Genomic DNA, 24,285 nt, shown 5'->3' with positions numbered 1-24,285 from the left:
CATTTTTTCTTATCAAGCTGAAAAATCTGGAAATTTCGTTGCCGAATTACCTAGTCTGTCCGAGTGGTCTTAATACGATTTCGTTTACAGTGATATTTCCTGGTTGACTGATAGCATATATAACAGCGTTAGAAATAGCATCTTCTTCCATTTTTGGCATGTTTTGTAAATTTCCGAAAGCTGCTTTTATTTTTGGACTAGTAATATCATGACCTAATTCTGACTGCGTTGCACCCGGAAATATGGTGGTTACCTTTATAGTTTGAGCAACTTCTTCCCGCAGGGTTTCCATGATTGCTTTTACTGCAAACTTGGTACCGCTGTACACACCAATGCCAGGAGTAGTTTTAATGCCTCCAACAGACGAAGTTGCAAGAATATGGCCTTCGCCTCTTTCAAGCATGTGCGGCAAAACTGCATTGATTCCGTACAAAACGCCTTTAATATTGATATCAATCATTCGGTCCCATTCCTCAACTTTTCCCTCATCAAAAAAGGAAATCGGCATGATACCTGCATTATTCCAAAAAACATCAATCTTCCCAAATCTGTCTATGGTTTTCTTTACAAGATTATCCAGGTCCGGACGTTTGCTTACGTCCGTTGTCACTGACATCGCATTTTCGCCCAATTCTTCTACCAAAAGTTTTAACTGATGCTCTCTTCTGGCTGCCAGAACTACTTTTGCTCCAAGTTTAATTAGTTTGCGTGCGGTTGCTGCGCCTATTCCGCTGCTTGCTCCGGTAATGACAATTACTTTATTCTCAATATTTTCCATTTCTGATTTTTTTTGACATTTCATTTTTTATAATGCTGGAAAAACTTACCAATTCCAACAGTACAAATTTAGATTCTGCCCCAGGTATTAAATTATGCCAATCAAACATATACTTATGAATTAGCGATAGTGGATTCTGCTATCAATTATCATCCGTTCGAAACGAAGGATTTTGCACGAATCCCTCAGCAATGACAGCAACGAGCAACCCATATTGGATACAACAATACGAGATTTGGACACTTTTTTATTTTCTGATCTGTCGACTTTTGTTGCCTACTTAAATCAACAAAATTATGAGCAGCCAACAAGTATGGTTTATTACAGGAGCGTCGAAAGGAATCGGGCTGGCGCTGACCAAATTAGCATTATCCCAAGGTCATAAGGTAGTCGCTACTTCAAGAAACATTGAAGATTTTAAAACTTCTATTACGGAACATCAGAATAATTTTTTGCCATTGAAGGTAGATATTACTTCGGATTCAGAAGTCAAAAATGCTATTCAGCAAAGTATCGACAAATTTGGAAAATTAGACGTCATCGTTAATAATGCAGGTTATTCTTTGGTAGGCAGCATGGAGGAAATGACAAACGAAGAATTCAGACAAACTTTGGATGTCAATTTTTTCGCAACCGCAAATGTAATCCGACACGTCATGCCGCATTTGAGGGGACAAAAATCCGGGCACATTATCAATATTTCTTCCATTGCAGGTTATGTAGGTTTTGCCAATGCGGCAAGTTATAACGCGGCCAAGTTTGCTGTAATCGGACTTTCCGAAGCGCTGGCTCAGGAAGTTCAGCCTTTTGGAATTAAAGTGACGGTAGTTGCGCCCGGGCAGTTCAGAACCAATTTCATGAATAAGGGCTCTATTACTTATGCAAAAAATAAAATTCCTGTTTATGGTCTGGATAAGGCGGAAGAAATGTGGACCCAATTCAGCGGACAACAAACCGGAGATCCTGCCAAGTTGGTAAAAATTCTTACAGAAATTGTAGCTTTGGAAAATGCGCCATTGCGCCTGTTATTAGGTCCGGATGCCTATGAACTACTCAAAGAACATCGGGCTAAAGAAATGGAAGAATTTCAGGCGTGGAAAGATTTAACTTTATCGACAGATTTTGACTGATCATTATTCTGGTTGAAGTAAAACTAAGTACCGTAGGCGGAAGGTTTTGAAAAATAAATTAGAAGCTTAAAAAATGAGTGAATTAAATGAAAATGACGTCTGGACTTCCCGGTGGAACGACAGATATAGTAATGAGGAATTTGCATATGGCGAAACGCCAAACAATTATTTAAATGAACAATTAGTCAAATTACCCGTTGGGAAAATACTTTTCCCGGCAGAAGGTGAAGGACGAAATGCAGTTTTCGCTGCTAAATCCGGTTGGGCAGTTTCAGCATTTGATATTAGCATTGAAGGTAAAAACAAGGCACTCAAACTGGCCGAAAAAAATGAAGTAAATATTGATTATCAGGTTGGGGAGCTGCAAAATCTAAATCTTGAAACCGGATACTTTGATGTAATTGCACTAATTTATGCGCACTTTCCGGCCGACATTAAATCCCTTTACCACAAAACATTTGACAAATATCTGAAACAAGGAGGAAGCATTATTTTTGAAGCTTTCAGCAAAAAACACATTGACTATATCGCGGCAAACCCAAAAGTGGGGGGACCGAAAGACATTGAAAGTTTGTTCTCAATGGAAGAAATAAAATCTGATTTTGCAAATTATGAGATTATTGAATTAACAGAGACGGAGATTCAATTGAATGAAGGAATTTTTCACAATGGCAAAGGCTCAGTGATCAGATTTGTCGGGCGAAAAAAATAAAATATGATTAAGAGAGGTCCGACGCTCCTCTCTTAATCATGTCTTATTTTTCCTGATCCGTAATAGCCCGACCGATTGTGATAGCGTCAAGTGATTTAGGGTAATTGCCCTGTCCAAAAGTGATAAAAGCAATTTGACACACTGGTCGCCAATGGGTAAAATCATGAATTAAACATACTGATGGCATAATATTTGAGCTTTTTTTATTAAGTGAATGATTTAATTTGAAACAATAAACCAACATTATGGCAAACATTGCACTGTATGGCTTTGGCCGCATCGGCCGCCAATTCCTCCGCATCGCTCTTGAAAACAAACTTTTTGTTCCTGTTTCTGTTTCCGATATTCATGACGTCGGGATTCTGGCCTCGCTTTTCAGCGTAGATACAAATTATGGAAGGTTTGGCGAGAAAGTTTCACATGAAGGAGATGATCTTTTGATTGGCGACAAAAGAATTAAATATGTAAATTCCAAAGCGGAAGTTCCTGACTGGAAAGCACTTGGCGTGGACATTGTAGTAGATTGCACAGGCCGGGCCACCACAAGAGCTGGTGCTCAGGCGCATATAGACCGCGGCGCGAAATATGTATTGATCAGTGCAGCAAGCAAATCGCTGCAAGATTGTGACGCAGTTCTTTTAAAAGGTATTAATCTGGATACTTTTGATCCGTCAAATCACAAAATCATCAGCATGGGCAGTTGTACAACCAACGCTCTTGCGGCCGCAGTGAAAGTTATTCTTGACAATTTCGGTATCAAATATGGTTTGTTCTCAACCGTTCATTCCTATACGAATACGCAATCACTGACCGATCAGCCAATGAAAGATCGTCGTGATTCATGGGCGGCAGCAGAAAATATTATCCCTTCTGCATCCGGGGCGGCGCGGGCACTTCAATTCATCTGGAAGGACTTGCAAATCACCGGAAAGGCATACCGCGTTCCGACCCGCACGGGAAGTATTGCAGAACTTAACCTGGTAACAGAGAAAGAATGTACGGCTGAACAGGTTAACGAAGCTTTCCGTAAAGCCGCAACCGAAGGCTCATTAAAAGGAGTACTTGATGTATTGGAAGAAGAATGGACCTCCGCACGCATTGTTGGCGATCCGCATTCATCGATCATTGATTTACCGCTTACCGTAAAACAGGGCGAACTACTTTCAATCGCTGCCTGGTATGACAACGAGTGGGGATTCACTTGCAGACTTGCCGAAGTAGCGCAATTTATATCACAAAAAATTTAAGTCAGATCGATAATATTTATGCCATCCCATTATTCCCAAAATTGCCATCGATTTAGTTCAGGCAGTTTCAGGAGATAGTGAGATGGCATAATTGTATTTAAAAGTCAGAAATGTTTTCAGATTATACCTCAGTTTTATTTTTGAAGAGTAGTTATTTTAATTTTTCAATGTGTGTAATTTCAAAAGATTCTGGACCCGTCCAGAATCCATGAGGAAAAACACATTTCGTTTTTATATTTCCGTTTACCAGATAATCGGGAATCTTCTGATCCGGACTTGCAACCAGGGAGCTATCCAGGTTACAGACACTGGCCGTTATGATTACTGTGATACCATCATTACGTTTCTCAAAAATTATCAGAGCTCCAATTCAGGATCTTCTATTTTATCTTTTTTGCAGGAAAGTGAGATTGCTATGATGAGAAAAATGAAAATTAATTGTTTCATAGTTTTTTAGTCAAGGCGGGTAATCAATATTTTGGCTAAATAATATCAAATGCTGTTTAGAGAAATCTCTACTTCCGGACCTTTCTGGGACAACTGGTTTTGACACAAATTCAACATAAATTAAACAAAAATCAATAATTTCGGCTTCATGAAAATCAGAACATGCTCTAACAGATCAGACGTATGGAAGCGAAGGAAATATTAAAACAACACATCGCCAAAACAGCAACCCTGACAGACGAGCAGTTCGAATATCTTTTTTCTTTTTTCAAACCTCAATCCTATAAAAAAGGCCAGGTAATCATCAGTCAGGGACAAAAAGTGGATCATGAATATTTCGTGGTTTCAGGTTGTTTAAAGGCATTTTTTATAAACGATGAAGTAAAAATGTATATTCTCCAGTTTGCCATGCCAACCTGGTGGACTTCGGATTATGGCGCGTTGTATAATCAGACAAAAGCGACCATCAATGTTGATTGTATTTCGGATTCGGAGGTACTTTGTCTCTCCAATCAGGACCGGGAAAAAATTTGTAATGAACTGCATCAGGCTGAGCATTTTTTTCGCTGGCGGACAAATAAAGGCTATCTGGCCTCACAAAAAAGGTTATTGTCTTTTATGAATAATGATACCCGCGCACGCTATGAAGAACTGCTGGCTTTGTATCCGCACCTTTACAATCTGGTACCAAAACATCTGATAGCGGCTTATCTGGGCGTGTCCCGGGAAACGCTTAGCCGACTTTATAATTCCCACAAATAACACCCGCCGAATGTGATCTACATCACGTAATGGCCTCCATTTTCCTGCGGTCCTTTGTGCTATCAAATTATTTAACAATTGATAACATAAAAGAAAATGGAAACTAAAAAATTTGAAGTTGTAAGCGCTGAAAGCAGCATTGACTGGACTGGAAAAAAAGTAACCGGAGCGCATAATGGCACAATCGCCATAAAAGAAGGAACGCTTGATCTGACAGACGGAAAGCTGAGCGGTGGACATTTTGTAATTGATACCAGGTCGATCATCATACTGGACGTCACAGATTCTGCAACGAACACACAGTTTGCCGACCATCTTTTCTCAGAAGATTTCTTCGCCACAGAAAATTTTCCCGAGGCATTTTTCGCTGTAACTGATTCAGCATTTATCAGCGAGACGAATTATCAGATTACTGGAAATTTAACCATTAAAGGAATCACTCACCCAGTCGTTTTTCGGGCTGTTGTAAATATTACGGATGGCAAAATTACTGCATCTGGTAAAATCATTGTAGACCGCACGAAATACGAAATGAAATTCCGCTCCGGAAATTTCGTCACCAATCTGGGAGATACGCTGATCTATAATGAGTTTGAACTGGATGTAAAATTAGTTGCCACTCTTTAATCACAAAGCCATGCCATACATAAAAATAGACGTAACCCGTGAAGGTGTTACCCGCGAGCAAAAGCAAAAACTAATTGCAGGAGTTACTGATTTGATCACAGAAGTACTGGATAAAGATCCAAAATTAACACATGTGGTGATTCAGGAAATTGAGCTGGACGATTGGGGTTATGCAGGAGAGCAGGTATCTGTGCTGCGTGAAAAAGGAATAACAGCTAAAAAGCAGTAGGGCATTTTAAGTAGAAAGATCATGAAAACACAAACAATAATTGTAACAGGCGCTTCAACCGGTATTGGTAAAGCAATCGCTGGTTTATTTTTGGAAAAAGGATATAACGTTGTGATAAACGCTGCAAACGAGGATAATTTAAATGCAACGTTTAGTGAGTTAGGTCACCACGACCGGCTTGTAAAAGTCGCTGGTGACATTAGTAAAACGTCAACCGGTCAGCAGCTTATTGATGCGGCTGTTAGTCATTTTGGATCGGTGGACGTGCTGGTAAATAATGCGGGAATTTTCGAACCAAAGGGATTTTTAGAAGTGGATGAAACTTATCTCGACCGGTTTTTAAGTATCAATCTAAAAGGGACGTTTTTTACCAGTCAGGCCGCAATCAGACAAATGCTTAAGCAAGGCGAGGGTTCCATTATCAACATCGGAACTGTTTTGGTTGATCACGCCATTGGAGGTTTTCCGGCTACGGCTCCAATTTCCAGCAAAGGCGGAATTCATGCTTTGACCAGACAGCTGGCTGCTGAATTTGGAAAAAATAATATCCTTGTCAATGGCATTGCACCGGGTATTATCAGAAGTCCTTTACAGGCGAAAACTGGCATAAGTAATGCCGACAGTCTTGCAGGTCTGCACTTGCTTAATCGAATTGGTGATACGAAGGATGTTGCGGAACTGGCACTTTATCTGGCAGAAAGCAACTTTGTTACCGGTGAAATAATCAATCTGGATGGGGGACACGTCTCAGGTCATCATATTGCTTAATACAGAATATTCACTTTTATGCTTGGGGATTTTTTTATCCCTAAGCATAACTAAATCCGAGTAAAAATGAATACTTATAACGATAATGCAACGGCCATTTCAGCCGTTTTATCCGATTATTTTAGAGGTGTTTTTAATGGAGATGTAACGCTGTTAGAACATATTTTTCATCCACAGGCATTGGTTAGCGGGGACATTAACGGGCAGGAATATTTCAAAACACTGGAACAATATCTGAATGGTGTGAAAAACAGAAAAAGTCCTCACACTCTGGGAGAAACGTTCAGAATGGAAATATTATCGATAGAAATTATCAATGCAATTGCGGTTGCTAAGGTACATCTTCCTATGTTTGAATTTAATTATTATGACCTTCTCAGCCTTAGTAAGGTCGGAGGGCAGTGGGTTATTGTCAACAAATTATTAACCAATGTGAACCTGTAAAGCTATGTGGAACCAAACCAGAATCACAGAACTGTTAGGCATCAAATACCCTGTTTTATTAGGGCCAATGGGTGGTGGATTTTCAACGCCTGAACTTTTATCGGCCGTTTCAAATGCAGGCGGACTTGGAAGCCTTGGCGCTTATACACTCACGCCTGAACAGATACTGCAAACCAATAAAATCATAAAAACCCAGACCGATAAGCCTTATAATATCAATCTCTGGGTTGAGGATGTCGATGCGAGTTTAGCGGATTATCCGGTTGAAAGTCTTCAAAAAGTTACGACACTTTTCAAACCTTACTTTGATGAGCTTGGTATTCCGTTGCCGGATCTTGATCCCAATATCCCTTCCAAATTTCTAAAACAGGTTGAAGTCATATTTGAAATAAAGCCAAAAGTTTTCAGTTTCATCTTTGGGATTCCGTCAAAAGAAATTCTGGATGAATGCCGCAGACTGGGTATCAAAACAGTTGGCGCAGCGACAACGCTGGATGAAGCTCTGGCATTGGAGGAAGCAGATGTTGACGCCATCGTCGCAGCCGGATTTGAGGCTGGCGGGCATCGTTCTTCATTTTTAAAACCTGCTTCTGAATCTCTTACAGGCTTGTTTTCCCTTATTCAGCAATTAAAAGGTAAAATTAAAAAACCGGTGATTGCAGCAGGTGGAATTGCGGATGGAAAAGGAATTGCCGCTGCCTTGACCCTGGGCGCCGATGCAGTACAGCTTGGAACTGCATTTTTGGTAACGGACGAATCCAACGCAACACCTGTTCATAAAGCCAGGTTATTCTCTGATGAAGCGAAATACACAGTACTTTCCAAATCGTTGACAGGCAGAATGGGGAGAATGATCCGCAACCGGATTTCGGAAGAGGTAAAATATGAAAATGCTGTGCTGCCTTTTCCTTTGCAAACACGTTTAATCGGACCACTCAGAGAAGCTGCAATAGCGCAGGGAAAAACAGATATGATCAACTTCTGGTCGGGTCAAAATGCTGTTAATTTGAAACATACCAAAGCGGATGAATTAATGCGAAGTCTCATCGCGGAAACAGAGCAGATTTTTAATCGGTAAATTAATAAATCACTTCAAATTTCACTTTTGTATCGTCGGAAAATTGTTTCAAAGCCGTTTGTTATCATTTATTCCCCAACTATTTCAGAAAGATATTTTTCAAGTCTTTCAATATTTTGTCTCTGTCCTTCATCGGCTTTATGCGCCTTGACTATGATATCATACATTTCCTCCTTATCAAATAACATTGTCCAGTGAAGTCGTGTTTGCAGATTTTCAGTTTCAAATAGAATGGTGGTAATAAAATGCGGGTTAAAATGCTCAAAAACGATTTTCTTTAATGGAATAATTTCTTTGAAAATACTCCTGTTTGGAAAATTTGTTCCATCGGGTCCGTGCATCGTCAACTTCCATTCTCCGCCTTCCTGAACGTCCATTTTGTGAATCGTGTTGGTAAATCCATTCGGTCCCCACCAGTTTGCGATGTGTTCGGGATTTGTCCAGAGCTTCCACATAAGGTCAACAGGAGCCTTGAAAATATGGCTGATTCGTAATTCACGGTTTTCAGTTTTTTCCATTTTTTACAAAATTAATAAAAAACAAAAGTGAGTTTACGCCCACCTGAACAATAGTTAAAGTCTGATTTATTTAATTTCTCATCATCTGTTTCAGAAATGTCATACTCTCAATAAACCGCGAAATCCTCTGGCGGCGTAATAAGAATCGGCGCCGTTATGATAAATGAAAACTCTTCCAAAACGACGATCACCAAAAATAGCTCCGCCTAATTTTCTCATCTCGGACGTTGTTTTCAGCCAGCTTGATGTTTTAAGATCGAAATTGCCGAGTTGCTGCAATTCATGATATTGTTCTTCTGTCAAAAGTTCAATACCCATTTTGGCTGCCACATCCATGGCAGTGTTTTCCGGTTTATTTGCTTTTCTGGCTTCCCAGGCGTCCCGGTCATAACACAAGCTTCTGCGATCTTTCGGACTTTCAGGTGAACAATCGTTAAAAATATATTCACCTGATTTTTGGTCAAAACCAACAACATCAGGCTCTCCGCCAGTAAATTCCATTTCATTCAGCGACCAAAGTTTTCCGGGATTTGCTTCCAGTTTCTTTTGTAGATCAGTCCACTCAATACCTTTATGGCGCCCCATATTTTTCTCAAAACGGGTTTTTAAAGTTTGGAGAAGGTCTTGGCTCTGTTCCTTGGATAGTTCTTTTTTAGGATTCATTTTGTGAGTGCTGTTTTTATCTTTGATTATTATTGCTGCCCTGATGACCGTAGGAGATTCTTAACTATATATGATTTGTAATAACTAATCATCCAACCCCTTCCCATCCAAAATCTTCGGAATACTTTTTTCCACCCTTGCTTCACGGGTTTTTGATTGTTTGGGTTGGGAAAAATGAAGAAGATAAGCTCTTTGACGCCCGGGTGTTAACTTTTCAAAAGCGGTTTTAAGGGCTGGTTTTTCGTCCAGTTTATTTTGGAATTCTTCCGCTACAACAAAATCAGACGGCTTTTTTAATTCAACTTTTAACCCTGCTTTTTCCACCTCCATGGCTTCGTAAATGTGGGTTTTTACAATGGATTCCTGATCAGTTATTTCCTTCAAATTAGTGAAACGAATCTGACGCGCTGCCTGCACATTTTCGCTTTGCTGGATCAATATTCCATGCGTGTCCTGCAACAAAGCACCTTTGAAAAACAACAGCGCACAATATTCCTTAAAGACATGTATTAAAACAATATTACCTTTTTGAAATGTGTAACATGGACAGCCCCATTTCAATTCTTCGGTAAGCCCGCAATCAAGAACGATGGCTCGCAATTTCACGATTTCTTTATCCCACTGTCCGGTTTTATCGAAGTAAAAATCAACTTTTGGATTCATTTTGGTCACAGGTTAATCAAAAGAAAATATAACTGCTTACGCTTGCCCGCACGACATCTCATTAATTCAAAACGGTGCAAAAGTATCGGAGCAGAATATCAGTTACTGCATGACCTGAGCTGTACGGTAAGATCTGAAATACCAAGATAATACAGTCAGAATCAATAGTAATACAGGTCCGGAAAATTCTTTGGCACCATCTCCAACGGCTAAATGGGAAAACACAGCACCCGACATAGCGAAAAAGAAACCTGCGTACGCCCATTCCTTCACCACAGGAAATTTCGGAACAAGCACGGCAACGACCCCAAGTATTTTCCAAACCCCTAGTATGGTCAAAAAGTAAAGCGGATATCCCAGATGAGTCATCATGTCGACCTCTTCTTTCATTTTTATGATCTGTACAATTCCGGTTGAAACCATTCCCAGAGAAAGCCAAAGTGTGGCAATCCAGTAGATAATTTTATTTCTTTTTATCATGATATCTTATTTTAATTTGTTGACTGCTTCCTGTAACCGGTTGTGTGCCATATTGATACCTTGGGCAAAAGGTAGTCGCAGCATTTGATCTCTTAGCGCAACAGACCGATATACGACATGCATGATGAGTTTGCTGGTTTCATCAGTAAGTTTTTTAAATTCCAGAAATTCAAGCTGGACATCGAAAGGCGTATTTTCCATTTCGAATGTTCGTATGATTTTCTTGTACGGGGCAAACTCGTGAATTGTTCCGTTGGAACGAAATACCACATTCCCCTGTGCATCGGATGTTTCGAACTGGTAACCGCCGTGCTTTTTATTTTCCAGTTTCAGCACTTTGGTTCCCATCCATTGCTCCACAATTTCAGGCTCCGCGTATGCTTTAAAAAGTAATTCAACAGGAAGATCAAACTCTCTGGTAATCACTAACTCCTGTTTGCCTTCTTCGGCATTGACTTTTGTTTTTCTTTCCATACAAATCTATTTTTCGGGTTTATAATTTTTCATAATACTTTCCAGCTTGTTAAACCTGTCATCCCACATTTGACGGAAAGGCTCAATAAAGTCAGCTACTTCCTTCATCTTTTTAGCGTTGATATGATAATAAATTTCCCTTCCGTTTTGCTCCTGTGCAATCAACTCGCACTCGGTGAGTATCTGCAAATGTTTTGAAACGGTTGGTCTTGCCGTATCAAAATTTGATGCAATGGCACCTGCGGTCATAGCTTGCGAAGCCACCAACAACAGAATGGCACGTCTTGTCGGGTCGGCTATGGCTTGAAATACGTCTCGTCTTAAATTCATTATGTAGTTATTTGACTACGAATATATATGTAGTTATTTAGCTACGCAAATTTTTTTGAAATTTTTGTTTATATTCTGTTTTGAAACTCGGTGCGGAAAGAATCTGATGGAGTAAAATGATATTGTCAAATATCTCAAAATGATCATATTATGAAAAAAGGTAAACTGCTTCTGGTTCTGGTTGCTTTGGTTTTGTTTTATGTCTGGACTAAATGGGAGCACAAGCATGATCGTCCCTGGGCATATTCATCTGATCCCGAACAGCCTGTGCTTTTGGGAAAGTGGGAGGGAGAATTCCGTGATCCGAATGGCATTACAAAACATATGACTGTCGAAATTGACGAGCCGGAGGAGGAAAGCGGGAGCGGTCATTACGAAGACGTAAAATTTGACGAGGCACATACTTTCAAGGGACATGCAACAATTACCAGTAAGCTGGGAACGGAGCGCGACAGAATAAAAGGTGGTTTGGCATCAACTGATGGTCATGATATCGAGCGTATCGATTTTATTCCGCTGGATGAGTCAAAGCAGATACGTGAATCTTTTAATGTATCTGATACGGCACCGGGCGGGATATGGGACGGCGATGAAATCAAATTGACGCTTATGTTTACTTACAGAAGTAAAACAGGATCTGCCTATTCTGATTTCAGCGATCCGAAATATAAAAGCAAGATTCCTATAACATTACGAAGAATAAAATGAGATAACAATGAAATATGTGATAAATGAAAGGGAAATTCCTCTTCCCTTTCATTTTTTCAGATCACTGGCGAGATGTATTGCCACAAGTTCAAATCCATTTTTAAGATATACCTTTTGTGCCGTATTGTTATCGAAATTTGTATCAAGTACCAGGGCGTCCATGTTAGCGGCAAGCGCGGCAGCTTCTATATATTTCAATAATTGAGAAGCAAATCCTTTACCTCTGTGAGATTCCAGTGTGCAGAGATCATCGATATAAATCATATTTCCAGTGTGCAGCGAAGTCATAATGCGGTAGCCGGCAAATGCGACAAATTTATCCTGCTCCCGGATTCCGGCCATGATGTACTTTTCGTTTTTCATCATTTCCGAAATCATTGGCAACCACTTGTTTTTATCCAGATGTGGCCTTAATAAAAAGGCAACTTCCCAGCATTGTTCGATTTCAAGATCTGTCTCGATTTGTTTTATTTGATAAGTATTGTCCATAATTTGTTTTTGTTTGTCTCAAAATTAGAGCAGGGACATTTTACCAAATTATACCAATTTTAAAATAAAGGACGATCCAGGGAAATCAACCTGTTACCTTTTTCAGAATACCGAGTGCATTTATCATTTCCTTTTCTTCCAGTGAGGCAAAACCCATTCGAAGTGCATTGGTAACAAAAGATTCGTTCTGACTAAAAGTGCCGTTTCCAATATAAAGTCCTTGTCTGGAGGCTTCCTCAGACATTAGATTTAAATCGATTTTTTTGTCAAAATCTGCCCAAACCGGAAATCCTCCTTCCGGAACTTTAAAGTCAATTTTATCATGAAAATCGGTTTTTAATATTTCACAAAACAAATTTCTGCGTTGTTTATACATCTTCAAAGATTTTCGAAAATGCCGGTCCATTTCTCCATTATCAAACATGACTGCAAAAGCCTCTTCAAGTAAAGTATCACCTTGTCTGTCTATCAGATGAACAGGCAATATTAGCGCTCACAGAAGAAGTTACCCTGATTGCCAACCATGTGAAGGACGAAACTTATGCGCAGGCGGCCAAAGTGCTGGATGAAGCATATCTGGCGCAGGTGATCATGGCCATTATCACAATTAATGTGTGGAACAGAATTGGTATTACAACCCAATTAGTTCCTGCATAAGATGTGGGAAATGTTAATGATAAAGAAAATTGAATGTTTGTTGTAATATATAATGGCGGCGAGGAATTTTCCTTGCCGCCATTTTTTTAAATTAAATTTTGTTTTTTCGAGACGGTTTAATCAAACAACACATAGGCAATGGCCAGTGTGATAAAGATGTTAAATGTTTGCGCTATCAAAAATGCGTAAAGTGGTTTGCGGTTGTCAGCATTTAATAAATCTGCAAGTCTGGTTTCCAGTCCGATACTTGTGAAAGCAAGCGCAAACCACAATCCTTGCAAACTTTTCAAACTTCCTTTTACGCTATCAATGGCTTCGGCGTTTAATACAAATGAAAAAATTAATGAAGCAGCCATAAAACCCAGGATAAATTTGGGGAAACGCTCCCAGATTACAGACGCAGAAGGCTTGGCTTGCTTAACCGTCTCAGATTCATTTTTGGTATAAGTCCAGTAAACACTGATGGCGAAAGCGGCGACACCCAAAAGTACATTTTGAGAGAATTTGACAATTGTACTGATCTTTAATGCTTCTTCGCCGGCAAGCGTACCGGCAGCAACCACTGCACCGCTGGTATCAATGGTGCCACCGAGCCAGGCTCCGGTAACCTGGGGAGACAAGCCAAGATAGTCTGCGGCATAGGGCATTAAAAGCATCATGGGAATTGCCGTGATCAGAACCAGCGAAATCACATAAGACAATTTTTTACTGTCACCATCAATGGCGCCTGATGTGGCAATGGCAGCGGAAACCCCGCAGATGGATACGGCGGAGGATAACATCATGGTCAGCTCGTCATCCACTTTCAATTTTTTGCAAACCCAGAAAGCAAAATACCAGACTGATAAAACGACTACCAGTGCCTGAATAAGACCAAGTGACCCGGCTTTTAAAACATCACCAAAAATTACACTGGTACCCAGCAGTACCAATCCGATTTTGACAAATAATTCAGTCGATAAAGAGGCGCGGAGCCAGGCCGGAAGATTAACCAGATTCCCGATTAAAAGCCCGATGGCAAGACTGAAAATTACAGCTTCAAGATTCAGGTCTTTCAGGGTTTTATTGCCGGCAAGAAGCAAAGCTCCCAAAGTCAGTATAAAAACAACAGGGAAACCGGGCAGAATTGCTTTGAGCGATTTACCGGTTAGGGCAGTTCCGGCGATAGCGAAAAAATAAGTAAACACGAACTGCTGAAATATGATCCAGCCATTTTCTGCATTAAATACTTTTTCAAAAAGATCGCTGCCGTTTTTCCACCCGAATGAAGGTGCCGGAATCACCAGTCCGGATAGTGAAATGGCAATGATCGCAAGGCCGAGCACAACGACGGTCCAGTCTTCGGTTAGAAGTAGTCTGGATTTAACGGGAACAGTAGAAGCAGACATTTGAGATTGAGTAATTTTGCTAAATTAAATTTATAAAAACGATATGTACAAGTGACTACATCGGAAAGGCCAACTTGACATCTTATTCACTATCTCTTAGAATAAATATTTGTTATTTTTTGTCAAAAGAGGTAGTAAACGGCAATAGGGCAGTAAAATATTTTTGTATTTTGAATTGATTGATTTTTTATATGAACAAAAAGACCTGACATTTTTTCGATCAGGTCTTTTTGTTATTTATAATCCATCCATAATTACACGCTTAATGAAAGTCTAATGGGGGATTAGTTAGCGTCATTGAAAAGTTTTAATGCTTCGTCGTCTTTGTATTGAACGATGAGGGTTTTTAACTGTTGTTTCAAACTTTTCACAACCGCTTCGTTAGATTTTTCTGCATAAACATTTTTTAGTTCGTGCGGATCTTTTTCAAGATCAAACAATTCCCAGGTATTTACGCCGCCATAGAATCTTACAAGTTTGTAACGTTTGGTTCTCACACCAAAGTGCGGGGAAACATGGTGAGGTTCAGGAAATTCGTAATAGTGATAATACGCTGCATCACGCCATGGGGTATTTGCCGTTGCAGTTTTTTCCAACAATGGAAGAAAAGATTTACCCTGGATTTCTGCCGGGATTTTTGCACCAGCCAGGTCCAGCACAGTTGGTGCCCAGTCGATATTTGAAATCAGCTGATCCACTTTTGTGCCAGGTTTGATAACGCCGGGATAACGGATCACAAAAGGAGTTTTCAGCGATTCTTCATATATAAAACGCTTGTCAAACCAGCCATGCTCTCCCATATAAAAACCCTGGTCAGAAGCATAAATCACAACCGTATTTTTTGATAAACCAGTCTTGTCAAGGTAGTCGAGAATCTTTCCGATATTCCTGTCAAGGCCGTTTGCAGTGGCAAGATAATCCTTGATATAACGCTGATATTTCCATTCGGTCAGCGCCTTGCCTGTCAGTTTTTTATCATCAAATTCTTTGGTGATTTTATCATAATAATCCCTTAAAATTTTCTTTTTACTTTCAGGAAAAAACTTGTAGCCAGGAACCTTGTCATAATCCAGATGTACTTTAAGATCTTCTTTTAGCCGCATCGTTTTTTCAATGCTCATATCCTGATCTTTTGCAGCAGCTCTTCCCGTATAATCGTCGTAAAAAGTTTCGGGCAATGGGAAATTGATATCATCATAAGCGCCAAGATCCTGTAAGTCGGGATACCATTCGCGGTGCACAGATTTTTGGCCTACAACAAGAAAAAATGGTTTTTTGGTATCGCGTTTATTAATCCAGTCCAGTGAATTTTCTGTAATAATATCGGCTACATAACCTTCTTTTCTGATGGTGTCATTGGGAGCTGTGATAAATTGCGGATTGTAATAAATTCCTTGTCCGGGCAAAATATTCCAGTAATCAAAACCGGTTGGAAGACTGTTCAAATGCAGCTTGCCAATCCAGGCCGTCTGGTATCCGCCTTTTTGAAGCAAATCAGGAAAAAGCTGTTGAGTGATATCGAATTTTGTTCTGTCGTTGTTTTTATACCCGTTGATATGACTGTATTTTCCAGTCAATAAGGTAGCGCGACTTGGCCCGCAAATGGAATTGGTAACCAGGTTATTTTTAAGCAAAGCGCCTTCATGTGCAATACGATCAATGTTCGGCGTTTTTGCCAATTTGTTTCCATATGCTCCGATAGACTGATACGCGTGGTCATCAGAGAATATAAATACAATATTGGGACGCTCTTTTGTCTGGGCGAAAATACCAGATGAGATAGTTAACAGACAGACAAAAACTAAAATGGATTTTTTCATTCTTAAAAATTTAGGAAAACGAAACGCAAATAAAAGGTGGTTTGAAAAGTGGTAATTTAATAAGAGCTTCTCAAAATATAAATCTAATTATTAGTGTAACCCGCATTTTGGGTCATACTTTGAGAGGCTTGGTCGCCCTATTTAAAACATCCTGATTGAATTGATGAAGTGTGGTAATAAACTACTAATCTGATAGACAAAGTAAAGATAATTATGCCCAGGAATCCAAATTTGTATGTAACAGTTTAGAAGTTTTTTGATTCTTTGAAAAGGAGAAAAGGGCGTTTTGCTCGAATACCAGTTGCTTAAACTTCAATTTAATATGCCGGATTTAGTCGGACTATATATTGTAGTGCACAGAAGTTTATTTCCACTGGCGTAAAGTTTCTTTGCCGCGTTGAATAATCTGGTATCATTCTTCAAAAGATCGCGCAGTTTAATTAATTAAATAAATGACCATTTGGTCATTATTTCTCTGATTCAACAAAACATTTTACCTTTTTTTGAATAAATGACCGAAAGGTCATTTATATTTGTATTGTCATTACTGAGTGGTCATGATGTTATAAAAAACAAATTTCAACAATGGATAATTACAGTCATCACACCGCGCCAACACAATTTGTATCAGGCGGTGGTATCACATTCGCGTATCGCAGGTTTGGAAAAATCAACCAGGTTCCCGTTTTATTTTTTCAACATTTTACTGGAACACTTGATAACTGGGATCCGGCCGTAACAGACGGGATTGCAAAGGATCGTGAGGTTATTATTTTTGACAACGCCGGAATTGCCAGTACCGACGGAGAAGTTGCGTATACGATCAAAGGTATTGCAGCCACGGCTCTACATTTTATTGATGCGTTAGGTCTCAAAGAAATTGACATTTTTGGTTTTTCTATGGGAAGTTTTGTGGCGCAGCAGATTACCCTAGAGCGTCCGGGGTTAGTTCGGAAACTCATTCTTGTAGGTTCGGCACCTCGGGGCGGTGAAGGTCTTGCCACTTTTTCACCTGAAGTATGGGCGATGTTTTCAAAAGAGTACGCCCAGCCGGACGAATTGCTTTTAGAGACTTTCTTTGCACCTACGGAAACCAGTCAGGCGGCAGGCTGGAAGTTTCTAAACAGAATTCGTGCAAGGGTTGAAGGCCGTGATGTCAATATTAATGAGAAAGTTATACCTGCCCAGCTAGCTGCAATTGCCGAGTGGGGAGCGCCTGCGGAAGGTTCTTATGAATATTTGAAGGAAATTCAGATTCCTGTGCTGGTTGTTAATGGTAAGAGAGACGTTCTTTTTCCGACCATCAATTCATATATTCTTCAGCAGTATCTTCCGGATGCACAATTGATCATCTATCCGGATTCAAACCATGCTTCGCAGTCTCAGTTTACAGAAAATTTCCTTACGCAAGTAGGTCTGTTTCTTAATTAAACCTGAATCTACCTTTTAGTTTACTTTGCAGGCAGTATAACTTGCCTTCCAATAAATGACCTTTCGGTCATTTATTGGAAGGCAAAAAGGTTTATCAAACGCTTCCCGTGATCCATAATTTAAGGTTCCCCACGATATGCCCAGACATAATTTTGAAATGACCGTTCGGTCAACGTATCTTTGTGTATTAATTTTGAGATATGACAAAGGCTGAACGAACCAAACAATTTATAATCGAAAAGGCAGCACCAATTTTTATGACAAAAGGTGTGGCCGGTACCGCCATGAGTGATATTATGGAAGCCACCAAACTCGCGAAAGGCAGTTTGTATGTTCATTTTGAAAACAAGGAAGAACTGTCATATAGTGTCGTAGATTATAATCTTAATGCGTTTATAGACAGAACTCTTGCAGCCGTGAGCAACTTGAAAACGGCCAAACTTAAACTTTTTGGTATGCTCGACTTCCTTTCTGATCCATTAAATCCTCCGGTGGCGGGCGGGTGTCCAATGATGAATTTCGGGATGGAGGCAGATGATACCAGTCCGGTGATCAGGGATAAGGTCTGCAAAATTATTGTTGACGTTCAAAAATTTATCCGTGAAACAGTGGAGTCAGGAATTGAGGCAGGAGAATTTAAGCAAGGCTGGGATGCCAGGACTTTTGCTACTAAAACTTATGCGATGATTGAAGGCGGTATTCTGGTTTCAAGAGTTGCAGGAAATAACGACCAAATGAACATTCTCGTGAATATCATGAAGGCAGAAATTGATGAAAATTCTCTTTGATTTATTAATTGCAAAAAAATAATTTAGCTTCGTTTGAAACGATTTTCATAATTCTTCACGCAATGCAAGTGTATGAAACCAGTCTACTTTCAGGAATTTGTCGATTTATTTTCAAAAATATTATCTTCCAATGAAGAATTCGTCGCGCTTGCGGCTGGCGGCTCTTGGGTTGAGGGCAGGATGGACCGGTTTTCAGATATTGATCTGGTGATCGTACATAATTCAGAAACGATTTCACTTTTGGAAAAAAGAGCTTTGGCACAATCCGCGGGTGAATTGCTGGCCTGTTTCACGGGCGAGCATGTTGGAGAACCGCGGTTGCTGATATGTTTATACAACAATCCCATGCTGCATGTTGATCTGAAATTTGTTCATTTGCCTGACATGTCAATAAGGGTTGAAGATCCGGTGGTGATCTGGGAGCGGGACTATTTATTGACAAATTTGCTCAAACAATCGGGTGCTGAATTTCCTTTTCCTGACTTTCAATGGATTGAAGATAGGTTCTGGGTCTGGATACATTATGCTGCGACAAAGATTGGACGCGGAGAATTTTTTGAAGCCACTACCTTTCTGTCTTTTATTCAGCAAAATGTTTTGGGACCATTGGCTTTGATAAAAAATAACGAGCTCCCAAAAGGAGTGAGAAAAATTGAAATGCTTTTGCCGAATGATGATTTGGAGTTTATGAAGAGTACGATGGCTGAGCACAATCGGCAATCCTGTTTGACTGCGCTTCGGAATGCCGTCCAATATTATACAGTTTTAAGAGAATCTGTAATGCCGGCTTCAAATTTGCGTAATCAAAAAGCCGAGGAAGCAGTAATGACTTATTTATCAGAAATATCAGAATCCGGGAATCTTAAACAGTAATTATGGTTAATTGAATTTACGACAAAGTTTTTCAGGTGCTTCACAGACCAGCATTCTATCATCATCGTCGTCTACAAAGTAAATCGTCTTCCCGTTAGCTAAGTTTGTTCTTGTGAAGTGTCCATGATCCGGACGATCCCGAATTTTGTGTAGCAAAACTGCTTTCAGACATTAATGAAAGGTAAGTCTTTTAAAAGCACTATCACTGGGAATTTTATTGAGGTAGCGTGAATTGTAATTTGTATGTTGAATTGGTTAGTAGAAATTATACTATTCAAAGATCAGTTTTTATATTTAAATGAAAAGATTAGCAATCAAAATTTATTTAGTTTGGAGATATTGTAGTATTTAAGAGAAAATATAATTGCAGGTATTTGTTTTTTTATTTAGAGAGGAAGAGACTCAAACTCTCGATACAGTTACCCGCTTACGCGCTTTCCAGGCGTAAAAAAAAGTCCTGTAAGTTATTTACAGGACTTTTTTTTATAATTAATATAATTTTGTAGAGAGGAAGAGATTCGAACTCTCGATACAGTTACCCGCATACACACTTTCCAGGCGTGCTCCTTCAACCACTCGGACACCTCTCTGTCTTTTAATCAGGGTGCAAAGATAGCTTTTTCCGAGTTATATGCAAGTGAAATGGTTGACAGAAGTTATCAATCTGATTGTTTCATCTGACGTCAGCAATCAGTTTGTTGATAATTAATACTTTATCTGATATCGGGAAAATTTTGTTAAAAAAATATTTTTCTATCCTTGTCCTATTTCTGTTATTTCACTTGATATGTAAGTGTAATTTATTTTAAACACTTTAATTATATAAAATGGAAGAGTACATTTTAATTTTCAGACATGAAGATGGACAAAAAATAGCCTCGCCGGAACAAATGCAAATCTGGATGAAGCAAACGATGGACTGGATTGGTGGTATTGCAGCTCAGAACAAATTTAATGGTGGCAATGGATTACCCTTTGATGACAGTCGCGTGGTAAAACCAAATGGTGTCGTAATCAACGGGCCCTTTGGAGATATTAAAGAAACTATTGGTGGTTATATTATCGTAAAAGCTGATTCCATTGACGAAGCAGTTAAATTTGCACATGGCTGCCCTGTTTTACAAGGTGAAGGAAATAGTGTGGAAGTAAGGAAAATCGCGAAAGGGGACGGAGTTCATTAAACACCTGATTTGTAAGTTTCAAGCAGCAAAGTAAATATGGAAAATCAGCTGATACCCCATTTGTTCCGAACGGAGTATAGGAAAATAACTTCTGTACTTTGTAAACAATTTGGTATTGAACATATTGAAATAGCGGAGGATATTGCCAGCGATGTTTTTTTGCTGGCCGTAGAGGTGTGGACTTATAAAGGTGTACCTGAAAATCCAACAGCCTGGCTGTATGCCGTTGCCAGGAATAAAGCGAAAAACCAGCTGATACGAAATACTGTTTTCTCAGAAAAAGTCACCAAAGAATTGCTGCATCAGACAGACAGATCAGTTTCACGATTTGAAATTGATCTGTCTGACAAAAACATTTCAGATAGTCAGCTGCTCATGTTGTTTACGCTATGTCATCCTTCTATTCCGGTTGAGTCGCAGATTAGTTTATCACTCAGGGTTTTATGTGGATTCGGCATTGAGGAAATCGCTGACGCATTTCTGACCAACAAGGCATCGATTAATAAACGCCTTTTCAGAGCAAAAGAAAGACTTCGTACAGAAAATATACCAATCATTTTTCCGGATGAAAAGGAAATTGATAAACGTCTGGAAACTGTTTTGACAACTTTGTACTTGCTTTTTAATGAAGGATATTACTCCGAAAGCCGAAATGAAATATTGCGTAATGACTTTTGTCTGGAAGCCATACGTCTGACATATCTGCTTCATGAAAATGACAAAACAAATAAACCTCCGGTTAATGCGCTGCTGGCTTTGATGTGCTTTCATGCATCTCGTTTTGGAGCAAGAAAAAACAACCAGGGGGAATTAATTCTGTATGATGATCAGGACGAAACGCTTTGGAATCAAGAACTAATTGCACGGGGTACGTATCTACTCAATCTGGCCGCACAGGGAGAAATAATTTCAAAATATCATATAGAGGCCAGTATTGCTTATTGGCACACAATCAAGGCAGATTCAAAGGAAAAATGGGAGAATATTTTACAGCTCTACAATCAGCTTTTAATACTGGATTATTCTCCAATCGCCGCTCTTAACAGAACTTACGCGCTTTCCAAAGTGAAAGGAAAATTGGCGGCGATTGCAGGGGCAGAAAAGCTGAATTTAAAAAACAACCATTTTTACTTCACACTGTTAGGTGCGCTGTATGAGGATATTGATCATGAAAAAGCAAAAATGAACCTGCAAAGAGCCCTTTCACTGGCTAAATCAGAAACTGATAAAGAGATAATTCGACAGAAAATATTAAAATCAGATCATGTTTTGAAATAGAACAAATGCGGGAACGCTCAGGTCGAATTAATTATTTCTTACGCCTATAAGCAAAAACCATCTTTTCCATTTCATTATTTTTATTCTTCTCTTCCAAAACCACTTCCAGATTTTCATTGACCAACTGATAAATCAATCTCAAGGATTTGTCTTTTGCTTCAAATACTGCTTTATTTTTAGAAAGAGAAGATAGCGGGTATTCCAGTGGCGAATTTTTATCTTCCCAGCCAATACTTCCAGGGTTAAAATGACGTAATTTCATCACCGGAACGTTTTCGCCTTGTTCTATTACAACAAATTCATAAAAAACCACTTTCCCATCTTTTACGCAGCGATAGCTGGATATAAGGGAATTACCCATCGGAGGACCCCAAAATTCTTCCATATCTCCCCACTCATGTTTCATAGTCCAGGTTCCGGACATAAATGCCAAATCGCTGATGGAAGCTTTGAATTCCTGACCATAGGAAGCGGCAGACAACAATAGGAAGAGTAGTAGTTTTGCTTTCATATCAACGTTTTTCTATTTTTCGTCCGGCGCGGCCTGAGCCATTTCGCGGATGGATGCCCAACCTGTTGGACTATCTTTATACCGAATGTAAATCACCATGGCCCGGCCCCTGGAATAGGAAATTGGGCGGCCATTTTTTGGGGTAGCTTTCATTGTAAATATACTGGTTTCAACGGCAGTGTCACCATTAAATAATGTATTTTCTATCTTGTTTTCTGTAAATTCCAGTTTTACGCTGTTAAATGTTTGGATCAAACCTTTTACCATGGCGTCGCGTCCGTCGACGTAGTTATTTCCGCCAAAAGCCTTGATCACGTTGGGGTGATGCAATGAAGTTATCATAGCGACATCACCTCGGGCAAACGCTGAACGAATCATTTCGGTCGTTTTAATAAAATCCTTTTTATCCTTTTCCAGGTCATTCCTGTCACCGGCCGAGCAGTTAATTTCCAACAAAATAAATACAAGGCAATACATCAGGGTTTTCATAAGCTTTCTTCAAGTTTAAGATCGTGATAAATAAAAGCTGCAATAATTATTTATCAAAGAACGGTCACTCAAAGAGGAATGAAAAATGCTTTGACCAAAGTATAAAAGCAATTGACCAAATACACTTTTGAAGGAGTACAATGCCAGGGGAGACACAAACAGAAGAATAAGTAAGAGGAAAATGTTATCAAAAGTGACCGGGATAAATTTATAGAAACAAAAAAGCCAGGACGTTTAAATCCAGGCTTTTTTGTAAATATTTTAATGGTAAATTACTGTATGTCATCAAATTTTCCCTGATTCAAATCTCCCGTATCAAAACCTTTTTTGAACCAGTACATTCTTTGTTTTGATGTCCCGTGAGTGAATGCATCCGGGACCACATAACCCTGAGATTCCTTTTGTAATTTGTCATCACCAATAGCATTGGCAGCCGTAAGTGCCGCTTCCAAATCTCCTGGTTCCAGAATATTTTCCATCTTTTGCGCATGGTTTGCCCACACACCGGCAAGGAAATCTGCCTGCAATTCCAGTTTAACTGATAACTTGTTGTAATCTTCTTCGCTTAAACGCTGACGCTGTTGTTGAAGTTTATCGCTGAGACCCATAAGATTCTGGACATGATGACCAACTTCATGGGCCACCACATAAGCCACCGCGAAATCTCCCGGGGCATTGAATTTATCTCTGAGTTCATCACAGAATGAAAGGTCGATATATACTTTTTCATCGGCAGGGCAGTAAAATGGACCCATTGCTGAAGACGCACCTCCACAGGCACTTTGGGACGAATTTTCGAAAATCTGTAAGGATGGTGTTTTGTATGTACTACCATTTTCTTTATAGATCTCCCCCCAAACATCTTCGGTACTTCCCAGGATTTTTGATACCATTTCAGCTGTTCTGTCATCAGGCCGCGGACCAGCCGGCCGTTCCTGAACCTGCTGTTCCGAGGTTTGGTTGTTCTGAATGGTATTTAAAATTTCTGACGGATCCTGCCCGGTTAAAAGTCCAAGTACCACAACGATAATTACACCAATTCCGCCTACTGCAACTTTGCCGCCACCGGACATCCCGCGCCGATCGTCAACATTTCCGCTACTTCGTAAATCCTGCCACTTCATAAATAGTATAGTTTAAGTCTTTGATTAATCTGTTGAATAATGACAATTTTCTTTCAAATATTCTTTCAAAGAATATCTTGTAAATAATGTGCCACCGGTCTACAATTAAGTATTTTCAAACATCATTGCCAAAATTTTTTCATTTTACACTGTCTAATCAATACGCAAGTCAGGGGTGATTTATCCTCAATTCTAACC

At 39.6% G+C, this 24,285-nt stretch carries 30 protein-coding genes and 1 tRNA gene; 16 read left to right on the top strand and 15 right to left on the bottom strand.

Features of this window, described 5'->3' with window-relative positions; genetic code table 11:
• Window positions 1-46: 46 nt before the first annotated feature.
• Window positions 47-778 (bottom strand): SDR family oxidoreductase, encoded by a 732-nt coding sequence (locus tag IEE83_RS15800; RefSeq protein WP_194121503.1) that lies wholly within the window; start codon window positions 776-778, stop codon window positions 47-49.
• 296 nt (window positions 779-1,074) lie between these two features.
• Here IEE83_RS15800 and IEE83_RS15795 point away from each other — a divergent pair, with 296 nt between their 5' ends.
• From IEE83_RS15795 to IEE83_RS15755, 9 genes are all read left to right on the top strand, one after another.
• Complete coding sequence (locus IEE83_RS15795; RefSeq protein ID WP_194121502.1) at window positions 1,075-1,908, top strand: SDR family NAD(P)-dependent oxidoreductase; 834 nt, start codon at window positions 1,075-1,077, stop codon at window positions 1,906-1,908.
• 73 nt (window positions 1,909-1,981) lie between these two features.
• Entirely contained in the window at window positions 1,982-2,620 is a 639-nt protein-coding gene (locus tag IEE83_RS15790; RefSeq protein WP_194121501.1) for a class I SAM-dependent methyltransferase, read from the top strand.
• 245 nt (window positions 2,621-2,865) lie between these two features.
• Entirely contained in the window at window positions 2,866-3,867 is a 1,002-nt protein-coding gene (locus IEE83_RS15785; RefSeq protein ID WP_194121500.1) for a type I glyceraldehyde-3-phosphate dehydrogenase, read from the top strand.
• Between the two features lie 630 nt (window positions 3,868-4,497).
• The gene (locus IEE83_RS15780) at window positions 4,498-5,076 is read left to right on the top strand and encodes a Crp/Fnr family transcriptional regulator (protein WP_194121499.1); all 579 of its coding nucleotides are present in this window, start codon (window positions 4,498-4,500) and stop codon (window positions 5,074-5,076) included.
• A gap of 96 nt (window positions 5,077-5,172) precedes the next feature.
• Entirely contained in the window at window positions 5,173-5,703 is a 531-nt protein-coding gene (locus IEE83_RS15775; protein ID WP_194121498.1) for a YceI family protein, read from the top strand.
• A gap of 10 nt (window positions 5,704-5,713) precedes the next feature.
• The gene (locus IEE83_RS15770) at window positions 5,714-5,932 is read left to right on the top strand and encodes a tautomerase family protein (RefSeq protein WP_194121497.1); all 219 of its coding nucleotides are present in this window, start codon (window positions 5,714-5,716) and stop codon (window positions 5,930-5,932) included.
• Between the two features lie 21 nt (window positions 5,933-5,953).
• Window positions 5,954-6,700 carry an SDR family NAD(P)-dependent oxidoreductase gene (locus IEE83_RS15765; RefSeq protein ID WP_194121496.1) on the top strand — a complete coding sequence of 249 codons (747 nt, stop codon included), beginning with the start codon at window positions 5,954-5,956 and terminating at the stop codon, window positions 6,698-6,700.
• 66 nt (window positions 6,701-6,766) lie between these two features.
• On the top strand, window positions 6,767-7,144 hold the full coding sequence (locus IEE83_RS15760; RefSeq protein WP_194121495.1) for a nuclear transport factor 2 family protein: 378 nt from the start codon (window positions 6,767-6,769) through the stop codon (window positions 7,142-7,144).
• A gap of 4 nt (window positions 7,145-7,148) precedes the next feature.
• Window positions 7,149-8,222, top strand: coding sequence for an NAD(P)H-dependent flavin oxidoreductase (locus IEE83_RS15755; protein WP_194121494.1), 1,074 nt, complete (start codon window positions 7,149-7,151; stop codon window positions 8,220-8,222).
• A gap of 68 nt (window positions 8,223-8,290) precedes the next feature.
• On the opposite strand, the gene IEE83_RS15750 is transcribed toward IEE83_RS15755, so the two are convergent.
• The 6 genes from IEE83_RS15750 to IEE83_RS15725 form a co-directional block, all read right to left on the bottom strand.
• Window positions 8,291-8,740 carry an SRPBCC family protein gene (locus IEE83_RS15750; RefSeq protein ID WP_194121493.1) on the bottom strand — a complete coding sequence of 150 codons (450 nt, stop codon included), beginning with the start codon at window positions 8,738-8,740 and terminating at the stop codon, window positions 8,291-8,293.
• Window positions 8,741-8,839: 99 nt separating this feature from the next.
• The gene (locus IEE83_RS15745; protein WP_194121492.1) at window positions 8,840-9,403 is read right to left on the bottom strand and encodes a DUF4256 domain-containing protein; all 564 of its coding nucleotides are present in this window, start codon (window positions 9,401-9,403) and stop codon (window positions 8,840-8,842) included.
• Window positions 9,404-9,487: 84 nt separating this feature from the next.
• On the bottom strand, window positions 9,488-10,066 hold the full coding sequence (locus IEE83_RS15740) for a YdeI/OmpD-associated family protein (RefSeq protein ID WP_194121491.1): 579 nt from the start codon (window positions 10,064-10,066) through the stop codon (window positions 9,488-9,490).
• A 102-nt stretch (window positions 10,067-10,168) separates the two neighbouring features.
• Window positions 10,169-10,546 carry a DoxX family protein gene (locus IEE83_RS15735; protein ID WP_194121490.1) on the bottom strand — a complete coding sequence of 126 codons (378 nt, stop codon included), beginning with the start codon at window positions 10,544-10,546 and terminating at the stop codon, window positions 10,169-10,171.
• Between the two features lie 6 nt (window positions 10,547-10,552).
• The gene (locus IEE83_RS15730) at window positions 10,553-11,020 is read right to left on the bottom strand and encodes an SRPBCC family protein (RefSeq protein WP_194121489.1); all 468 of its coding nucleotides are present in this window, start codon (window positions 11,018-11,020) and stop codon (window positions 10,553-10,555) included.
• Window positions 11,021-11,026: 6 nt separating this feature from the next.
• Window positions 11,027-11,350, bottom strand: a complete 324-nt coding sequence (locus IEE83_RS15725) for an ArsR/SmtB family transcription factor (protein WP_194121488.1) — start codon at window positions 11,348-11,350, stop codon at window positions 11,027-11,029.
• A 150-nt stretch (window positions 11,351-11,500) separates the two neighbouring features.
• Here IEE83_RS15725 and IEE83_RS15720 point away from each other — a divergent pair, with 150 nt between their 5' ends.
• Window positions 11,501-12,058, top strand: a complete 558-nt coding sequence (locus IEE83_RS15720; protein WP_194121487.1) for a hypothetical protein — start codon at window positions 11,501-11,503, stop codon at window positions 12,056-12,058.
• Window positions 12,059-12,106: 48 nt separating this feature from the next.
• Here IEE83_RS15720 and IEE83_RS15715 read toward each other — a convergent pair whose 3' ends face one another.
• Complete coding sequence (locus tag IEE83_RS15715) at window positions 12,107-12,547, bottom strand: GNAT family N-acetyltransferase (RefSeq protein WP_194121485.1); 441 nt, start codon at window positions 12,545-12,547, stop codon at window positions 12,107-12,109.
• 85 nt (window positions 12,548-12,632) lie between these two features.
• Window positions 12,633-13,031: an aminotransferase-like domain-containing protein gene (locus IEE83_RS15710; RefSeq protein WP_194121484.1), complete on the bottom strand. Its 399-nt coding sequence runs from the start codon at window positions 13,029-13,031 to the stop codon at window positions 12,633-12,635.
• A gap of 41 nt (window positions 13,032-13,072) precedes the next feature.
• Here IEE83_RS15710 and IEE83_RS33285 point away from each other — a divergent pair, with 41 nt between their 5' ends.
• On the top strand, window positions 13,073-13,204 hold the full coding sequence (locus tag IEE83_RS33285) for a carboxymuconolactone decarboxylase family protein (RefSeq protein ID WP_262893231.1): 132 nt from the start codon (window positions 13,073-13,075) through the stop codon (window positions 13,202-13,204).
• Between the two features lie 116 nt (window positions 13,205-13,320).
• Here IEE83_RS33285 and IEE83_RS15705 read toward each other — a convergent pair whose 3' ends face one another.
• Window positions 13,321-14,592: a YeiH family protein gene (locus tag IEE83_RS15705; RefSeq protein WP_194121483.1), complete on the bottom strand. Its 1,272-nt coding sequence runs from the start codon at window positions 14,590-14,592 to the stop codon at window positions 13,321-13,323.
• A 284-nt stretch (window positions 14,593-14,876) separates the two neighbouring features.
• Entirely contained in the window at window positions 14,877-16,412 is a 1,536-nt protein-coding gene (locus IEE83_RS15700) for a sulfatase family protein (protein WP_194121482.1), read from the bottom strand.
• Window positions 16,413-16,997: 585 nt separating this feature from the next.
• Here IEE83_RS15700 and IEE83_RS15695 point away from each other — a divergent pair.
• The 3 genes from IEE83_RS15695 (at window position 16,998) to IEE83_RS15685 (ending at window position 19,504) form a co-directional block, all read left to right on the top strand.
• On the top strand, window positions 16,998-17,843 hold the full coding sequence (locus tag IEE83_RS15695) for an alpha/beta fold hydrolase (RefSeq protein ID WP_194121481.1): 846 nt from the start codon (window positions 16,998-17,000) through the stop codon (window positions 17,841-17,843).
• A gap of 200 nt (window positions 17,844-18,043) precedes the next feature.
• Entirely contained in the window at window positions 18,044-18,631 is a 588-nt protein-coding gene (locus IEE83_RS15690; protein WP_194121480.1) for a TetR/AcrR family transcriptional regulator, read from the top strand.
• 72 nt (window positions 18,632-18,703) lie between these two features.
• Entirely contained in the window at window positions 18,704-19,504 is an 801-nt protein-coding gene (locus IEE83_RS15685; RefSeq protein ID WP_194121479.1) for a nucleotidyltransferase domain-containing protein, read from the top strand.
• A 503-nt stretch (window positions 19,505-20,007) separates the two neighbouring features.
• Here IEE83_RS15685 and IEE83_RS15680 read toward each other — a convergent pair.
• Window positions 20,008-20,094, bottom strand: a tRNA-Ser gene (locus IEE83_RS15680).
• A 237-nt stretch (window positions 20,095-20,331) separates the two neighbouring features.
• Here IEE83_RS15680 and IEE83_RS15675 point away from each other — a divergent pair.
• Window positions 20,332-20,685, top strand: a complete 354-nt coding sequence (locus tag IEE83_RS15675; RefSeq protein ID WP_194121478.1) for a YciI family protein — start codon at window positions 20,332-20,334, stop codon at window positions 20,683-20,685.
• Window positions 20,686-20,721: 36 nt separating this feature from the next.
• The gene (locus tag IEE83_RS15670) at window positions 20,722-21,963 is read left to right on the top strand and encodes an RNA polymerase sigma factor (protein ID WP_194121477.1); all 1,242 of its coding nucleotides are present in this window, start codon (window positions 20,722-20,724) and stop codon (window positions 21,961-21,963) included.
• Between the two features lie 31 nt (window positions 21,964-21,994).
• Here IEE83_RS15670 and IEE83_RS15665 read toward each other — a convergent pair whose 3' ends face one another.
• The 3 genes from IEE83_RS15665 to ypfJ all read right to left on the bottom strand — a co-directional run bounded on the left by IEE83_RS15665 (window position 21,995) and on the right by ypfJ (window position 24,087).
• The gene (locus IEE83_RS15665) at window positions 21,995-22,474 is read right to left on the bottom strand and encodes a DUF6265 family protein (protein WP_194121475.1); all 480 of its coding nucleotides are present in this window, start codon (window positions 22,472-22,474) and stop codon (window positions 21,995-21,997) included.
• A 12-nt stretch (window positions 22,475-22,486) separates the two neighbouring features.
• Window positions 22,487-22,963 carry a YybH family protein gene (locus IEE83_RS15660; RefSeq protein WP_194121474.1) on the bottom strand — a complete coding sequence of 159 codons (477 nt, stop codon included), beginning with the start codon at window positions 22,961-22,963 and terminating at the stop codon, window positions 22,487-22,489.
• A 272-nt stretch (window positions 22,964-23,235) separates the two neighbouring features.
• The gene (ypfJ, locus tag IEE83_RS15655) at window positions 23,236-24,087 is read right to left on the bottom strand and encodes a KPN_02809 family neutral zinc metallopeptidase (RefSeq protein ID WP_194121473.1); all 852 of its coding nucleotides are present in this window, start codon (window positions 24,085-24,087) and stop codon (window positions 23,236-23,238) included.
• Between the last annotated feature and the right edge of the window lie 198 nt (window positions 24,088-24,285).

The organism is Dyadobacter subterraneus (genome assembly GCF_015221875.1).
Classification (GTDB): Bacteria; Bacteroidota; Bacteroidia; order Cytophagales; family Spirosomataceae; genus Dyadobacter; species Dyadobacter subterraneus.
The sequence above is the reverse complement of the archived record's forward strand: the minus strand, read 5'-3'. Positions and strand labels throughout refer to the sequence as shown.

Excerpts from the sequence above, each read along its gene's own strand:
- IEE83_RS15800 (WP_194121503.1), bottom strand. The coding sequence starts at position 778 with ATGGAAAATATTGAGAATAAAGTAATTGTCATTACCGGAGCAAGCAGC.
- IEE83_RS15795 (WP_194121502.1), top strand. The coding sequence starts at position 1,075 with ATGAGCAGCCAACAAGTATGGTTTATTACAGGAGCGTCGAAAGGAATC.
- IEE83_RS15790 (WP_194121501.1), top strand. The coding sequence starts at position 1,982 with ATGAGTGAATTAAATGAAAATGACGTCTGGACTTCCCGGTGGAACGAC.
- IEE83_RS15785 (WP_194121500.1), top strand. The coding sequence starts at position 2,866 with ATGGCAAACATTGCACTGTATGGCTTTGGCCGCATCGGCCGCCAATTC.
- IEE83_RS15780 (WP_194121499.1), top strand. The coding sequence starts at position 4,498 with ATGGAAGCGAAGGAAATATTAAAACAACACATCGCCAAAACAGCAACC.
- IEE83_RS15775 (WP_194121498.1), top strand. The coding sequence starts at position 5,173 with ATGGAAACTAAAAAATTTGAAGTTGTAAGCGCTGAAAGCAGCATTGAC.
- IEE83_RS15770 (WP_194121497.1), top strand. The coding sequence starts at position 5,714 with ATGCCATACATAAAAATAGACGTAACCCGTGAAGGTGTTACCCGCGAG.
- IEE83_RS15765 (WP_194121496.1), top strand. The coding sequence starts at position 5,954 with ATGAAAACACAAACAATAATTGTAACAGGCGCTTCAACCGGTATTGGT.
- IEE83_RS15760 (WP_194121495.1), top strand. The coding sequence starts at position 6,767 with ATGAATACTTATAACGATAATGCAACGGCCATTTCAGCCGTTTTATCC.
- IEE83_RS15755 (WP_194121494.1), top strand. The coding sequence starts at position 7,149 with ATGTGGAACCAAACCAGAATCACAGAACTGTTAGGCATCAAATACCCT.
- IEE83_RS15750 (WP_194121493.1), bottom strand. The coding sequence starts at position 8,740 with ATGGAAAAAACTGAAAACCGTGAATTACGAATCAGCCATATTTTCAAG.
- IEE83_RS15745 (WP_194121492.1), bottom strand. The coding sequence starts at position 9,403 with ATGAATCCTAAAAAAGAACTATCCAAGGAACAGAGCCAAGACCTTCTC.
- IEE83_RS15740 (WP_194121491.1), bottom strand. The coding sequence starts at position 10,066 with ATGAATCCAAAAGTTGATTTTTACTTCGATAAAACCGGACAGTGGGAT.
- IEE83_RS15735 (WP_194121490.1), bottom strand. The coding sequence starts at position 10,546 with ATGATAAAAAGAAATAAAATTATCTACTGGATTGCCACACTTTGGCTT.
- IEE83_RS15730 (WP_194121489.1), bottom strand. The coding sequence starts at position 11,020 with ATGGAAAGAAAAACAAAAGTCAATGCCGAAGAAGGCAAACAGGAGTTA.
- IEE83_RS15725 (WP_194121488.1), bottom strand. The coding sequence starts at position 11,350 with ATGAATTTAAGACGAGACGTATTTCAAGCCATAGCCGACCCGACAAGA.
- IEE83_RS15720 (WP_194121487.1), top strand. The coding sequence starts at position 11,501 with ATGAAAAAAGGTAAACTGCTTCTGGTTCTGGTTGCTTTGGTTTTGTTT.
- IEE83_RS15715 (WP_194121485.1), bottom strand. The coding sequence starts at position 12,547 with ATGGACAATACTTATCAAATAAAACAAATCGAGACAGATCTTGAAATC.
- IEE83_RS15705 (WP_194121483.1), bottom strand. The coding sequence starts at position 14,592 with ATGTCTGCTTCTACTGTTCCCGTTAAATCCAGACTACTTCTAACCGAA.
- IEE83_RS15700 (WP_194121482.1), bottom strand. The coding sequence starts at position 16,412 with ATGAAAAAATCCATTTTAGTTTTTGTCTGTCTGTTAACTATCTCATCT.
- IEE83_RS15695 (WP_194121481.1), top strand. The coding sequence starts at position 16,998 with ATGGATAATTACAGTCATCACACCGCGCCAACACAATTTGTATCAGGC.
- IEE83_RS15690 (WP_194121480.1), top strand. The coding sequence starts at position 18,044 with ATGACAAAGGCTGAACGAACCAAACAATTTATAATCGAAAAGGCAGCA.
- IEE83_RS15685 (WP_194121479.1), top strand. The coding sequence starts at position 18,704 with ATGAAACCAGTCTACTTTCAGGAATTTGTCGATTTATTTTCAAAAATA.
- IEE83_RS15675 (WP_194121478.1), top strand. The coding sequence starts at position 20,332 with ATGGAAGAGTACATTTTAATTTTCAGACATGAAGATGGACAAAAAATA.
- IEE83_RS15670 (WP_194121477.1), top strand. The coding sequence starts at position 20,722 with ATGGAAAATCAGCTGATACCCCATTTGTTCCGAACGGAGTATAGGAAA.
- IEE83_RS15665 (WP_194121475.1), bottom strand. The coding sequence starts at position 22,474 with ATGAAAGCAAAACTACTACTCTTCCTATTGTTGTCTGCCGCTTCCTAT.
- IEE83_RS15660 (WP_194121474.1), bottom strand. The coding sequence starts at position 22,963 with ATGAAAACCCTGATGTATTGCCTTGTATTTATTTTGTTGGAAATTAAC.
- ypfJ (WP_194121473.1), bottom strand. The coding sequence starts at position 24,087 with ATGAAGTGGCAGGATTTACGAAGTAGCGGAAATGTTGACGATCGGCGC.